We start from the raw sequence: 14098 nt of genomic DNA on the forward strand, positions 1-14098 counted from the left end.
GGTGACGCATCCGCTCCACAAAAGGGGCATGGCCCCGTGCTCGTCTCGCGCGAGCCGCCGCAATGCCCGCAAGTCGTAGCCTTCACGTTTCTTCCCTCGGTCCTTGGCTGTCGATGTTCACCACTCCACCGTCACGACGCCCGTCTGCCCCTCGGAGACGTTGATCGTGGTGTTGTGGTCGCCCACGAAGCGGTTCTCGATGCGCACCTCGTGCAGGCCCGGGGGCAGCGACAGCGTGCCCGTGGCGTCGGTGCCCACCACCTTGCCGTTGAGCGTGATCTTGCCGCCAGGGAAGGCCACGATCGACACGCTCGCCGGCTTGGGAGGAGGCGGCGGAGCTGGGGCCGGCGTCGGGGGAACGTAGTCGCTCCCACCTCCGCCGTTGTCGTAGCCGGAGCCACCGCCACCCCCCGCGTGGTTTCCCGAATAGTGGCTGCGGTGCGACGAGTGCGACCGGTGCGACGAGTGCGAGCGGTGCGCGAGCAGCATGCCCGTCGAGTGAGTGTTGGGGAGCGCGAGGGTGAGCGGCTCGTGCGGGTTCTCCTCGTCCTCGGGTCGCCGCGCGATCTGCGCCGCCGCGTTGGGCACCAGCATCCCCGACGCCCCGGCCCCCGTCAGCACACCGAGGACAGCGACCCCGAGCGGGAATACAAAGCGGCGTTCTTTCATGTGGGTTGCTCCAGGGTCTCTAGGGTGGGTCGAATCGGCGAGGCAGGTGTCGGGCTCGCGGAAGTGCGCGCGCCAAAGGGTCGAATGTGCGCGCTCTTGCGCAACGTCGACGACGTGAAGAATCCCGCGCACGAGCCTCGCTCGGTGCAGCCCTCACACTCGTCGGTGTAGGCGTTCTTCCAGTCGGAGATGCTCTGCCGCGCGAAGCGATGCAGGCCCTCCGGCAGCAGGCAAAGCGGCGTGTTGTAGACGGACACCGCCATGCCCGCGCGGTCGAGGATCTCCACCGCCGCGGCGAGCTGCTCCTGGTACTCCACGGGATCGATCCAAAGCTCCGCGAGATTGGACCGCGCAAAGCCCATGAGCTCGAGCCCCATGAGCGCGACATGGTCGACGAAGAGCAGGTTTCGGACGATGAAGGTGGCGAGCTCCGGCAGCCTCGCGAACGTCTGCGCGTGCATCACCGTGCGAATCTCCACCCGTACCCCGGCAGCCTTCAGCGCGAGGATGCCCCGAAGGGTCTCCGAGTAGGCCCCGCGCGCTTGCACCACGTAGTCGTGCTCTTCGGGGAGGTCCGAGTAGAGGGGTATGCCGACCATGAGGTCGTGGTGGCCAGCCGCTGCGAGCGCCCGCGCCAACGCGGGGTCGGCGAAGCGACGGCCGTTCGACAACACGTGGAGCGCCGTGCGCGGCAGGCAGCGCTCGATGTGCGACACGAGCTGCGGGAGCCGCTCTCCAAGCAGCCCCGGCTCGCCCCCGGTGATCCCGAGCTCGGCGGTGTCAGGGTCCACGAGGTGCACCCAGCGAAACGCCTCGTCCACCAAGTACGAGTCGTCCTGTGGCTTCGGCGGCTGGGAGCACATGAGGCAGTAGTTGTCGCAGCGCTCCGTCACCAAGATCGAGTTGGTCGGAGACGAACGGCGATAGAGCACGTTCACCGAGCGCCGCGCCGGGTCGACGCGGACCACGTCCCCGGTGCGTACGTGATGGAGCTCTTCCCCGAGCATGTACGCATTGCGCATCGCGATCGCGGTCGCGTCGCCGTCCGTGCGAAAGTAGGCACGGAACCCTGCCGCAAGGGCGGTGTCGCCTCGCACGAGCAACACGTGCGCACCGCGCGCTTCGGGGGCGAGGTCGGGGTCGTCGGTGAGTCGGGCGTGAAACACCCCGTCGTCGGTGGGGCCGAGCGCGCGAAGATGCCGGCCATACAGCGGGAGCGGCTTCATACCCACCCCAGGAGCACTCTGCGAGCGCGCGGATCGTCCTCGAGCAACCGCAAGAGATGGCCGAGGACGTGGGTCTGCTTGGTGCAGAAGCTGCTGAGCGCCTTGTGGCCCACGTGGTCGGCCTGGGTGGCCCGGTGGTAGACCGGATCGGCGCCGCAGTAGGGCAGGTACGGGCAGTCGGTGCACATCGGGCTGCTCTCGAGGACCGTGTCATCGAGGGGGCCGACAAGGGCCTCGCTCGTCATCATGGCTTCGTACGAGTCGACCCCGAGCTGACCGAGCCGAAATGACGTGTCGCCCATCTCGGCGAGCATGCGCCCTTCGTCGGACGCGTACACCGCGCCGTCGTAGTTGTAGACGATGGCGCCGATGCCGATTCCCGCCGGCGATTGCAGGTCGACGTACCCGGTACCCGAAGCGCCGAAGATCTTGTGGAGCAAGATGCTCGTGTACTCCTCACGAAACGGCACCCCGCTCGCCGCAACGTCGATCGCCCGCGCGAGGCCCCGCTCGTAGAAGCGGAGCCAGTCCTCGATACCCAGCTTCCGCAGAAGCTTCGTCTTCACCGCGAACCCGAACGGGCTCAAGCTTCGCAAGAAGATGCCCTGGAAGCCGAGGCGCACGTACTCGTCCACGATGTCCTCGACGCGGTCGAGGCTGTCCGGGGTCGTGGTCATGAGCGCGCTCACGCCATGAGGGCCGAGCGCCTGGCGCACGCGGGTGATGCCGCGGAGGGCAGCGTCGTAGCTCGATCCACCGCGCATCGGGCGGCGCGCGTCGTGAAGGTCCTTGGGCCCGTCGAGCGACGTCGAAAAGGCGATCCCGTGCTCCTTGGCGAAGGCCAGGTGCTCGTCCTCGAGCTTGGAGAGGTTCGTCGCGACGACGAAGGCGAGGTCCTTTCGGTAGGCGACGTTCATCTCCTCGGCGCGCAGCACCACGTGTTTGAGCGTCTCGAACGCGAGCAGCGGCTCCCCGCCCTGGAACTCGATCTTGATCGCGCGCGACGGGCTACGAAACACGGCGTCGAGCGCCGCGTCGGCGTGCTCGAGGGTCATGTCGAACGCGCCCTTGTCTTCCGTCTGCCGGGAGACTTGGCAGTAGTGGCACGAGTGGTCGCACCGCAGCGTGAGCACGAAGATGTGGAGCCCCGTGAACTGCGCGATGCGTTCGGCGCGCGAACGCACCTTGAGCGCGAGCAGATCGAGCGCACACTCGCTGGCATCGTCGAAGAGAAAGTGCTTGGCCTTGAGCGCGCGGTACGTGTTCGACGTCGTCGGAAGGCGTCTTTCTGCGAAGGCCGCGAGCTCCGTACGGCCCATCACGACGTACTCGCCTACGTCGTTCGTCACCACGTAGCGCTCGGAGTCGAGCCGCCCGAACCTGAATGGCAGGAGACGATACTCTCGAGCCGGCTCGAACGCCGAGCGAGCAAGGAACCGCGCAGGAGCAGCCGTCACGACGACTTCACCAGGCCGGTTCGAGAGAACGCGTGAGCGAGGACGAGCATCCTGAGCGGTTCGGTCTGCGCTCGCACGGCCTCGCGGAGCTCCTGGTCGAGCAGCTCCTCGAGGAACCGCCGACCGACCGACCGCGCCGCCTCCTCGCCTTTCGGCTCGGCGAACATGAAGGTCAAGGTGAGCTTCTCCGGCCCCCGCTCGGCGATGTGGATGGTGGCGAGCGCGGCGAGCTTGTAGGCCGCTTTTTGCACGGCGGCGACGCGGTACACCGCCGTGTCGACGTCGCATCGGAGGAGGCCCTCTTCGAACGAGAAGGGATCGCGATCCACCAGAGTCACCTCACCCTCCTCGCCGGAGCGACCACCCCGATGCCGAAACGCGCATGCGTGGCACGAGCCTCACGCCCGGTGCTGACGCCCCCCGCCCCATCGGAGGCTGGCCCTTCCAGGCTCGGCATCCCGCTGAACCCACGGCCTCCCGTGAGATGCGCGCCTGCCGCGTGACGTTGAGCGTGCTCCCCCATGCAGCACCACCATACCGAAAGATCGAAACGCTGCAGCAACGATCGTACGGCTCATCTGCGTACCATATTGACTTACATGGTCGTCCTGCGTGCGTGCGTGAGCGCCATGGGGCACCCCTGTCGCGGGCGGCCTACAACCTCGTTCGGTCGCCGAATTTTCAAACGATCTCCGGGCTGTCGTCGCCCCCCCTTGGGCTGCGCGGCGTGCGTCAAGACGCTCTGCGTCGCGCCGACGTGACGTCCTCCGAGCCGTGGCAGGTGCCCCAGTCGCGCTTCGACACGCCGATCGGCGGCCCGACCACGGCGGGCTTCAGGACGCCGACGAGCTCGGGTTTCGTCCGGTCCGCCCGCGAGCCCGCGCTCAAGATCGTACGGAAGCCCACGACACCCAACAGCTCGATCCTGGAAAGCCGCAGCTCGCTCCTGGCAACCTGCAGCTCCGTCCTGGCAGCCCGCAGCTCCGTCCTGGCAGCCCGCAGCTCCGTCCTGGCAGCCCGCAGCTCCGTCCTGGCAACCCACAGCTCGCTCCTGGCAACCCACAGCTCGCTCCTGGCAACCCGCAGCTCCGTCCTGGCAACCCACAGCTCGCTCCTGGCAACCCGCAGCTCGCTCCTGGCAACCCGCAGCGCTCTCCTGGCAACCCGCAGCGCTCTCCTGGCAACCCGCAGCTCCCTCCTGGCAACCCGCAGCTCCCTCCTGGCAACCCGCAGCTCGCGGCCAAGCCCACGGCTTCCTTAGCCTTTTCGACATTCGTGCGCGCGACGAAGATTTTCCGCAACGACACGGGGGAGGGAGCCGACGTCGTGGGTGTCGGGGCGCAGGTCGCGCTTCGACGAACCCTAGAGGTGAATCATGGCCCGTCGTTCGGTTTCGTCTTCTGCGTCTGCGTCGTCCTCCACGTCCAAAAAGGGCAAGCCCACGTCCGCCACGAAGATGGTGGCTGCGAAGGCCCAGCTCACGAAGGCCTCGGAGGTCAGCGAGCAGAAGCTCCCCCACACCGTGCTCCTCATGTCCGACGAACAGGACCGTCGCTCCCGCGACCTCGTCGGCCAGATCTCCGCGCGCTTCGATGCTCGCCTGGCGGATGCCATGGAAGCCGAGATCGAGTCGTACCGTGGCGGTCCGCCCGACCTCTCGATGTCGGTCGAGACGTACCTCCACGAAGCCCGCGCGCTCGCGTGCTTGGCCGAGTGGCACGCCAACCCGCGCGGAAAGGTGTCGGTCGGGCTCGCGCCCCACGCGCCCCGCCTCGGGGGGACATCGCCGCCCAGATCCTCTACCTCTGCAAGCTCGGGAAAGAGGGCGAGATCCTGGTCGAACAAGGGCGGACGCCCGTCGACGACGTCGTGATCAAGCGGGGCCTCACCGTGTTTCGGCGGCTCCGGAGCGCGCTCGACGTCGTGGTCGACGATGGCGTCCAAGACAAGAAGGACGTCGCCATCGCCGCCCTAAAGCGCCAGCACGAGAGCAGCCCGCGTACCCTCGCGACCCTCGCGAGCGGCCTCGAAGCCTACGCGGCCATGTGCACCACCCTCGCCGCCGACCTCGCGACGCTCCACGGCTTCGAGATGAGCATGGTCGACGAAGCGAAGTCGATCGCAGGCATCCTCGTGAGCCGCGCAGGCACCACGCCGACCGTCAGCAGCGCACCGCTCGTCGCGCGGCGCGACGCCATCCTCGGGCTCATCCGCGCCCGCGTGCAGAAGCTCCGCCTCGTCATGCGCTTCGCCTTCGCCGAGTACCCGAGCCTCCTCAAGGCCACCGCGAGCACCCACGACCGCGAGCGCCGACGCGCCTCGAGGGCGAAGCTCGCGAAGCCCACGGAGGACGAGAGCGAACCCAAGCCGAAGCCTGGCCCGTCGAAGCCCGCCCCCGTCGACGACACGAGCGACGACAGCGACCGCATCCCCGACGACCTCATCGACGACGACGAGTGACGCGAGCGCACACGCCGCGCGTCCACCCCGCGAGCCCCGCGAGCCACGCGCCCGCGGGGCTCTTGTGTTTCAGCCCTGACCGGTCCGTCGTGTGCGCGTGTGCCACGACCTGCCACGGCACGAAGAATCATGAGGGATCTCGCGATCCGTGGCGTGGCATTGGGAGTGCTTTACTGGAGAGATGCGCCTCTCTCCACTCCTCGTCTCTCTCGTCGTCGCTGGGGCCATCGCAACAGGCTTCGGCTGCTCGAGCACCTCGGTCTCGGACACGGCGGACGCGTCCAGCCCTCGGGGGACGTTTGGGTGCTGCCCCGACGTGAAACCAACGTGCATCCTGCTCGCCAGGAACGGCCCCAAGGAGTCTGCCGACGACAGGTGCACCTACGGGAACGACGGCGCCGTCTTCGAGCCCAACCAAGACGGCTGGACCCGCACCACCGACGCCTACGGGTGCGGCATCTGGGTGCCCCCGAAGAACGGCAAGATGATGGCGTGCGGCGTCCCGTCCCCGCGGGACCCCGAAGACGCGGGTCCCGACGCGAGCCAGACCGACGCGAGCCCCGACGCCGGCGACGCGAGCACGGACTGACACGAGGACCGCGTCGCGGGCTCGCGCGAGGCTCTCGCTTCGACCACGGCACGTCCCCTCACCTCCGCGGCCGTGCGGTTCGCTTGGCCTGCTATCGTGCGCGCGCATGACGTTCTCCGTTCGACGCGCGACCCTCGAAGACGCCGAGACGCTCTCGGCCCTCGGCGAGACGACCTTCCGCGAGACGTTCGGGCACCTCTACCCGCAGGCCGATCTCGAGGCCTTCTTGCCCGAAGCGTACGGCCTCGCGCGGACGCGGCGCGACCTCACCGATCCGAAGAAGGCCGCGTTCCTCGGCGTGGAAGACGGGCGGGCCGTGGGGTTTGCGCTCGTCGGCCCGTGTGAGCTGCCGCACCCCGAGGTCGCGCCGGGCGAGGGCGAATTGAAGCGCCTCTACTTGCTCGCGTCGCACCAGGGCGGCGGGCGTGGGTCGAAGCTGCTCGACGCGGCGCTCGGGTGGCTCGAGGGGAACGCGAAGGGGCGCGTGTGGCTCGGGGTGTGGTCCGAGAACCATGGGGCGAAGCGGCTCTATGGGCGGCGGGGGTTCGTCGAGGTGGGGGCTTATGAGTTTCCCGTGGGGGCGACGCGGGACCATGAGCTGATTTTGCGGCGGGGGTGATGCGGGGGGACGTCAGGTCTCGGGCGACCGCGGGGGGGTAGATCCGACCGACGTGGGTAGGTCCGACCGAGGCGGCAGATCCGACCGACGTTGGCGCTAAGTGCACGAAACCTGGCGGGGCAGATCCGACCGATGGGCGCGGGCAGATCCGACCGACGTTGGCGCTAAGTGCGCGAAACCTGGCGGGGCAGATCCGACCGACGTTGGCGCTAAGTGCGCGAAACCTGGCGGGGCAGATCCGACCGACGTTGGCGCTAAGTGCGCGAAACCTGGCGGGTAGATCCGACCGACGTTGGCGCCAAGTGCGCGAAACCACTCCGGCGACCCCGTGCCTAACCCGAAGCAGATCCGACCGACGTGGACTCCGCCTAGGCGCATACTCGTGCCCGAGGAGGAGCGATGGCCGAGCCGAAGCCGGACAGCTACGAGACGGAGTACATGGGCGGGGGCGAGGCGCTCTTGCGCGACCGGCGCGGCATGCCGAAGTGGATGCACGCGCTCTTCCTCTTGCCGATGGTGCTCCAGCTCGCGGTCGCGGCCACGCTCTTCGCGATGGGCAACGCGGTGGGCTTCGTGAACCTGGCGGTCGTGCCGCTGCTCGCGCTCATGTGGGCGCTCTTTCTCTACCTTCGCGTGACGGTCACGAAGGAGGCGCTCCACATCCAGTACGGCCTCTTCGGGCCGAGGATTCCGCTCGCTTCGATCGAAAAGGTCGAGGTTGGCACGTACGACTGGGTCGCGCACGGCGGGTTCGGCATTCGGCGCAGCCGCAAGGGCGGCGTGGCCTACAGCACGCCGGGAGGCAATGGAAAATGTGTAACCATCACGTATCGCGACACGAAGGGCAACGAGGCGAAGGTCACCGTCACGACCGACGCGGCTGAGGAGCTCGCGACGCTGCTCCGGCATCGAGGCGCGCGGCCCGCGGAGGTCGGCGACGCCCACGTGCGGGTCGCCGACGACACGGGTGCGCGGGAACGCGAGGCGGCGTTGATGGCCGAAGCCGAGGCGGAGGCCGACGCGATGTTGGCGGCCGAAGCGGTGGAGAAAGGAAGCGGAAGATCCGACCGACGTTGACGCCAAGTCCGCGAAAGCATTGCGGCGGCGGAAGATCGGGCAGGGCGGAAGATCCGACCGACGTTGACGCCAAGTCCGCGAAAGCACTTGCGGCCGCGGAAGATCGGGCAGGGCGGAAGATCCGACCGACGTTGACGCCAAGTCCGCGAAAACACCCAGAGCAGATCCGACCGACGTTGACGCCAAGTCCGCGAAAACACTCACGGGAGGACCCGACCAACGTAGACATCAAGTGCCCGCGCGACCCTAGCGCCTACACGTCGTCGGCCGTCTCACGCGCGCCGGCGCGGATGGCCAGCTCCACGTCCCGCATGGCCTCGCTGAACAAGACGGGCGGAGCGTCCCAAATTCTCGCACCTCCGGGGCCATCGAGCTCGAGCCCCTCCAGAAAAAAGGACCCATCCTCCAGGGAGAAATCGGCCCCGTCGTCGTGCGCCCGGCCGCCAAGGAAGCGAACGTCGACGCCGGTGTGCCTCACCGCGGCGCTCCACCCACCGGGAAACGCCTTCGTCGTCTCGTACGCGGTGTCGTCCGAGTCCTCTTCGGTCACCCACCCACGTCGCCCTAGAGATTTGAGCGTCGGCGAGACCCGCAGAGCCGGCGAGTCGAGCGCGACGCCCTCGTCCGTGCGGCGGCAGTCGTCCACGAGGAACACCTCGCGATCGAGCTGCGGAAACGGCGGGGCGCCGAAGCGTCCGAGCAGCTCTCGGAGCTCGGCGTACCCGCCGGGCGTCGTGCGTCCCCGGAGGTGGATCGGGTGAACGATCCGCGCGCTGGCGTCCGATCCCAAGCTCCACGTGGCCCCGAAGGCCTCCCGCGGGCCTCCGGTGGGGTGGAGGTGAAAGAGCGTGGAGGAGGCCTCGTCGAGAAAGAGCAGGGGGCGCGCCAGGACGCGGACGACGGGGTGGCGCTCGAACGTCGCCGCGAACGCCTCGCGACCCCAGGTGCGGCCTTCGCACATGGCGCGCTCGAGCCAGCGAGCGGCGCGGTCGACCGTACGGCGGCAGGCGCTGATCTGCGCGAGCTCGGCCGCCTCGAAGGCGCTCTTCTTCCGAGGGACGTAGTCGACGCGGCCGGCGCCCGAGAGCGTGACGACCTTCTTCTCGGAGAGCCGCCAGCGTCCGTCCGCGTCGAAGGGGAAGCTCGGGAGCCCCGCATCGACGCGCCGCTGCACCTCGGCCGACCCGAGTCTCGCCCGGGTCCCTTCGAGGAGCGCCGACGCTGCGCGGCGCACCGCGTCGCTTCGCGCCTCGAGGGCGAAGAAATCGAGCCAGTAGAGCGCGCCCGGGGAGGCGTGTCGATCGAGGACGTCGAGCGTCCAGGTCGCTCTCGCGAAGCCGTTGTTGGTCACGCGCTGCTCGAGGTCCTCGACGCCCGTGAGCACCTGCTGCTCACTTCCGAGGATGGCCCGCTGGTACACGAGCCACTTGTCGTCGGCCCGGGAGCCGCGTGCGAGCGCGAGGTCCGTCAGAATCCGGGACAGCTCGTGACAGTCTTCGTCGACGAGGTGCGCTCGGAGCCCGCGACTCTCGGGGTCGGTGAACTCGTGCTGCTCGAGCGCGAGGCGAGAGAGCAGCCAGCGGATCGCCTTCCGAGACAGCTCGCCCTCGTGCTTGACGCGGACCCGTGGGTAGGGGAGCTCCTCGAGGAAGCGAGGCAGCTTCGCCGCGGGCTGAGCCTCGATCGACGCGAGGAGCGCGGCCGAGGCCGAGATCGTCGATGGATCTGCCGCTGTGGAGCCTCCGCGGGTCGTGCTCGCTCTCGCCGCCACCGAGCTTCCGCACGCGAGCAGCGCCTTGTGGATCTCCGTCTTGATCGGGTTCGACCTCTCCTTCTCGAGGGCGCCGCGGAGCGGGGGGAGCGCGTCGGGGTGCGCCAGACCCGCGAGGAACGCGATGATGCTCCGGCGAACCTCCGGGCTGGTTGACGCGAGGTGCGCCGCGACCCCTGCGATGACCGGCGGCCCGAGACCTCGCAGACCGGCGAGCGCGGCATCGCGAACGCCGCGAGCGGGATCACCCGCACACCGAAGCAGCTCCGCCTCGGCTCGCTGCGGGGCGTGGTCGGCGAGCCAGCGCACGACGAACACGCGAGTCGGCGAGTCGAGCCCGACGGCGGCCGCACACATCGGCCTCGCGAGGCTGGCGCCGAACCTCGCAAGCCCGCGCTGGTAGGTGAGCACCTTGCTCAGGTCGCGGAGGCGAACGAAGCCATGCACCGCAGCGGCGGCGGCCCCAGGGTCGGGGACGCAAGCGTCAAGAATCGCGAGCCAAGCCTCGAGCGGCGCCCGGTCCACGCTCGTGGAGGCGGCGACCACGTCCCACCAGGAGAGCGCCACCGCCGCGAGCCCTGGACCGAGGCGCGCGTGCGTGCGCCAAGACGCCCCGTGAGTCCGCCGGAGGTCCTCCACGATCGATGCGCGCTCGACCGGGTCCACACGGTCGAGGAGCGCCTTGACCTCGGGCTCGGTGAAAGCAGTCCACACGGGCGGCGAAAAGTACCCGCGCGCGCGCAGGAACACAATCCATGCGGGGCGGATCCGACCGCGGGGCACGGGGCAGATCCGGGCAGATCCCGGCGTCGTAGAGCAGATTGTGCAACGTCTGCGAGAACTGACCCCCGAACGGCAGTAAAACTGACCCCCTCCTAGCACGTGAAGATCCGACTGAAGATCCGACCGACGTTGGCGCCAAGTACGCGAAATGCACGTGAAGATCCGACCGACGTTGGCGCCAAGTACGCGAAATCACTCGTGGGCCTGGCCAGGGCCACCCCGAGAAGTGGCCCGGCCACCCAAATGAGGGACAACTATTCAATAATTTCAAACACTTAGAGTTGGCCCACATCGTGAATTAGACAGGGCATGTCCAACCCTCGTCGCATCGTCCCCGGCACCACCTATCTCGTCACGCGCAGAACCACGCGCCGCTACTTCCTCTTGAACCCGGACAAGCGCCGCATGCTGCTCGCCTTCTACTGGTACGCCACGGCCGTGCTCGCCGCAGAGTTTGGCATCGAGATCCATGCGGTGCAGATGCTCTCGAACCACCTTCACGAGGTGCTGACCGACACGCGCGGTGAGCTGCCAAAATTCCTTTCGCAGAGAAATCGCCTGCTCGCGAACGCCATCAAGGTGCTGCGTGGGTGGCCCGAGGAGGTCTTTTCGCGCGAGGGTGCGAGCGTGGTGGCGCTCTATGGCGAGGATGCGGTGCTGCAGAAGATCGGCTACACGCTCGCGAACGTGGTCGAAGCGGGCCTCGTCTCGAGCCCCGAGGATTGGCCGGGTGTGACGCTCGCGGCGACCGACATCGGCACGCGCACGTTCCGTGTGGCGCGGCCCGAGGTGTACTTCGACGCGGAGAACACGCGTTGGCCTGCCATGGCCGAGATCGCGATCACGGTGCCGCGCTCGCTCGAGGCGAGCTCCGGTCACGAAGGGGCGCGGGAGCGCATCGTCTCCGCGGTGAACTCGGCGGTCGAGAAGGCGCGCATCGTGGCGCGGAAGGCGGGCAAGTTCGTGCGCTCGCTCGAGTGGATTTTCTCTGTGCCGCATACGACGCGTGCGTCGTCGTTCGAGAAGGAAGGGGCGCGGAACCCGAGCTTCGCGGCGGGCGGGAACGTCGAGATGGCCGTGCGCGCGATGAAGGAGCGGGCGGCGTTCTTGGGGGCGTACCGGGAGGCGTTCGCGAAGTTGAGGAACGCGGTGCGGGATGTGCTGTTTCCAGCGGGGACGTGGCGCCTCTTCCGCGAGCTCGGCGTCAACGTGGTTTCAACCACTTAGCGCCAACGTCGGTCGGATCTCCCCCTCCAACGTCGGTCGGATCTTCCCCCTGCTCCCGAGCTCGGCGTCAACGTGGTTTCAACCACTTAGCGCCAACGTCGGTCGGATCTTCCTCCGTCGGTCGGATCTTCCCCCGACGTCGGTCGGATCTTCCCGCGCCCGACGCCACGACGTCGGTCGGATCTTCCCCCCACGACGCCGCTCCCACGTCGGACGGCTCTTCTCCCCCACGCCACGCCACAAAAAGAAAAAAACCCCGGTTCATCACCGGGGTTCACTCAGTTGCGCGGGTAGGATTTGAACCTACGACCTTCGGGTTATGAGCCCGACGAGCTACCAGGCTGCTCCACCGCGCGTCAGCTGGGGCGCACCATACTCCCGGCACCCAGGATGTCAACACTTACCGACACGTACGCCCCACGTGGCCGTGCGCCTCCGCTTTTCCTCGCGCGTTCCCTCTGCCACGATCCCCACGTGAGCCCCGCACCCACCCAAGCGCCGCCTCACGCCCCGCGCCGTCGCACCGCGCTCTCCCTCCCCGCGTTCGCCGCGAGCCTCGTCGCGCTGCTCGCCCTCTCGCCGCGCGCCCACGCAGCCACGCCTTCCTTCCCCGGCGCCCACGGCTTCGGCGCCGTCACCCCCGGCGGCCGCGGCGGCGACGTGGTCCACGTCACGACGCTCGCGCCCAGGGGGCCTGGCTCCCTCCAAGAGGCCCTCGATCGCGACACGCCCCGCGTCGTCGTGTTCGACGTGTCGGGCATCATCGAAGGCGACATCGAGGTCACCCACGGACGCGTCACCATCGCCGGCCAGACGGCCCCCGGCGCGGGCATCACCATCCGCGGCAGGCTCATGGGCGCCTACGACGCGCGCGTCACCGACATCGTCATCCGCCATCTCCGCGTGCGCCCCCCACCGCTCCTCACCGTCACCGAGAAGGGCAACCTCCACGACGCCGTCCAGTTCTCCCGCAACTCGCGCGTCATGCTCGACCACGTGAGCGCCTCCTGGGCCTCCGACGAGACGTGCGACTTCTACGAGGCCAAAGACCTCACCCTGCAAGACTCGACCGTCGAAGAGTCGAGCCTCACCGGCCACCCCGAAGGCGCCCACGCCTACGGCATCATCGTCGGCCCCGAGGCTGCGCGCGTGTCCATCCTGCGCACGCTCGTCGCCCACCACATGCGACGCGCGCCTGCGTTCGCCACCGGCCCCGTCGAGTTTCGAAACAACGTCGTCTACGACCTGCGCGACGGCTTCCTCCACGACAACCCCGCCGAGGGCACCTTCTACGTCGTCGGCAACGTGTGGAAGCGCGGCCGCAGCGCGGCTCTCCGGCCCTTCGTGCTCGAGGACGAAGATCCGTCGAGCGGAGATCCGACGTACGTGGTCCGCCAAAACCGCGTCGACGACCCTGGCCGCTTCGTCGGCACGGTCGACGATCCCTTCGCCCAGCGGAGCCTCCACCCGAGCTTCGCCGAGCTCCCCTCCGGAGTGGCCACCGCCCCCGACGGGCCCGTCCCCGGAATGGTGCATGCTGCACCCATGCGCTCCCCCGAAGAGGCCTACGCCGAGGTCCTCCGCCAGTCGGGCGCCTTCCCGCGCGACACCATCACGCGGCGCACGATCGAAGAGACACGCACCCGCTGCGGGCACTGGGGCGCCAAGGTCCCGCCCGATCTGCTCGAGGGCCTCACCGCGAGCGCCCCCCCACTCGACACCGATCGCGACGGCATGCCCGACGCCTGGGAGACCGCGCGAGGCCTCTCACCGACCGACCCGAGCGACGCGAAGCGCCCCCTCGAAGGCGAGTACACCGCCATCGAGGTCTACGTGAACGAGCTCGCCGACCGCCTCGCCGCCGAAGCGCCCGCCCCGCGCCCCGATCAAGAAGGCCCCTGCCCCGACGTCGCGCCGAGCTTCGCCGACCTCGACCCCGGCGCACGCAAAGCCGCCCCCGTCGGGTGCTCCTGCGACACCACCACGTCCACCTCGACCACGCCCGAAGGAGGCCTCGCCTTCGCCGCCATCGGGGTGTCCCTCGGCCTCGTCGCCGCACGCCGCACCCTCCAAAAGCGCTCGAGCTCCCTCGCGCCCGACGATTCCTGACGACGACGAAAGGTGATGCGTCCCCACGCGTGCACGCTTCGAGAACGAAAGGATCGTGCAAAGGTGAAAGCCACCTCGCACCCGAACTAAGCGACACCACGCCCCCGCACG

General features: G+C 68.7%; 13 protein-coding genes and 1 tRNA gene. 7 read left to right on the top strand and 7 right to left on the bottom strand.

The features are described 5' to 3' along the window. Nucleotides 1–117: 117 nt before the first annotated feature. From IPK71_28000 to IPK71_28020, 5 genes are all read right to left on the bottom strand, one after another. Complete coding sequence (locus tag IPK71_28000) at nucleotides 118–669, bottom strand: PEGA domain-containing protein (GenBank protein ID MBK8217588.1); 552 nt, start codon at nucleotides 667–669, stop codon at nucleotides 118–120. Next, nucleotides 666–1895 carry a His-Xaa-Ser system radical SAM maturase HxsC gene (gene hxsC, locus IPK71_28005; GenBank protein MBK8217589.1) on the bottom strand — a complete coding sequence of 410 codons (1230 nt, stop codon included), beginning with the start codon at nucleotides 1893–1895 and terminating at the stop codon, nucleotides 666–668. The genes IPK71_28000 and hxsC overlap by 4 nt, the downstream gene beginning before the upstream one ends. Beyond that, entirely contained in the window at nucleotides 1892–3352 is a 1461-nt protein-coding gene (gene hxsB / locus IPK71_28010) for a His-Xaa-Ser system radical SAM maturase HxsB (protein MBK8217590.1), read from the bottom strand. The genes hxsC and hxsB overlap by 4 nt, the downstream gene beginning before the upstream one ends. Continuing rightward, nucleotides 3349–3681, bottom strand: a complete 333-nt coding sequence (gene hxsD, locus IPK71_28015) for a His-Xaa-Ser system protein HxsD (protein MBK8217591.1) — start codon at nucleotides 3679–3681, stop codon at nucleotides 3349–3351. Before hxsD ends, hxsB begins: the two co-directional genes overlap by 4 nt. A gap of 403 nt (nucleotides 3682–4084) precedes the next feature. Next, a complete protein-coding gene (locus IPK71_28020; GenBank protein ID MBK8217592.1) occupies nucleotides 4085–4258 on the bottom strand; it encodes a hypothetical protein in 174 nt (57 codons plus the stop codon). Nucleotides 4259–4727: 469 nt separating this feature from the next. Here IPK71_28020 and IPK71_28025 point away from each other — a divergent pair, with 469 nt between their 5' ends. The 5 genes from IPK71_28025 (at nucleotide 4728) to IPK71_28045 (ending at nucleotide 8097) form a co-directional block, all read left to right on the top strand. Beyond that, the gene (locus IPK71_28025; GenBank protein MBK8217593.1) at nucleotides 4728–5225 is read left to right on the top strand and encodes a hypothetical protein; all 498 of its coding nucleotides are present in this window, start codon (nucleotides 4728–4730) and stop codon (nucleotides 5223–5225) included. After that, nucleotides 5222–5812, top strand: a complete 591-nt coding sequence (locus IPK71_28030; protein ID MBK8217594.1) for a hypothetical protein — start codon at nucleotides 5222–5224, stop codon at nucleotides 5810–5812. The genes IPK71_28025 and IPK71_28030 overlap by 4 nt, the downstream gene beginning before the upstream one ends. A gap of 181 nt (nucleotides 5813–5993) precedes the next feature. Continuing rightward, complete coding sequence (locus IPK71_28035; protein MBK8217595.1) at nucleotides 5994–6401, top strand: hypothetical protein; 408 nt, start codon at nucleotides 5994–5996, stop codon at nucleotides 6399–6401. A 106-nt stretch (nucleotides 6402–6507) separates the two neighbouring features. Then, a complete protein-coding gene (locus IPK71_28040; protein MBK8217596.1) occupies nucleotides 6508–7020 on the top strand; it encodes a GNAT family N-acetyltransferase in 513 nt (170 codons plus the stop codon). A 399-nt stretch (nucleotides 7021–7419) separates the two neighbouring features. After that, a complete protein-coding gene (locus IPK71_28045; GenBank protein MBK8217597.1) occupies nucleotides 7420–8097 on the top strand; it encodes a hypothetical protein in 678 nt (225 codons plus the stop codon). 253 nt (nucleotides 8098–8350) lie between these two features. Here IPK71_28045 and IPK71_28050 read toward each other — a convergent pair whose 3' ends face one another. Further along, on the bottom strand, nucleotides 8351–10582 hold the full coding sequence (locus IPK71_28050; protein ID MBK8217598.1) for a DUF4132 domain-containing protein: 2232 nt from the start codon (nucleotides 10580–10582) through the stop codon (nucleotides 8351–8353). 378 nt (nucleotides 10583–10960) lie between these two features. Between IPK71_28050 and IPK71_28055 the strand changes: the two genes are divergently transcribed. Then, entirely contained in the window at nucleotides 10961–11878 is a 918-nt protein-coding gene (locus tag IPK71_28055) for a transposase (GenBank protein MBK8217599.1), read from the top strand. A 282-nt stretch (nucleotides 11879–12160) separates the two neighbouring features. Here IPK71_28055 and IPK71_28060 read toward each other — a convergent pair. Continuing rightward, nucleotides 12161–12234, bottom strand: a tRNA-Met gene (locus IPK71_28060). 118 nt (nucleotides 12235–12352) lie between these two features. On the opposite strand from IPK71_28060, the gene IPK71_28065 reads away from it, so the two are divergent. Beyond that, on the top strand, nucleotides 12353–13987 hold the full coding sequence (locus tag IPK71_28065; protein ID MBK8217600.1) for a pectate lyase precursor: 1635 nt from the start codon (nucleotides 12353–12355) through the stop codon (nucleotides 13985–13987). Nucleotides 13988–14098 lie beyond the last annotated feature (111 nt).

The organism is Myxococcales bacterium (assembly GCA_016712525.1).
Taxonomy (GTDB): domain Bacteria; phylum Myxococcota_A; class Polyangia; order Polyangiales; family Polyangiaceae; genus JAAFHV01.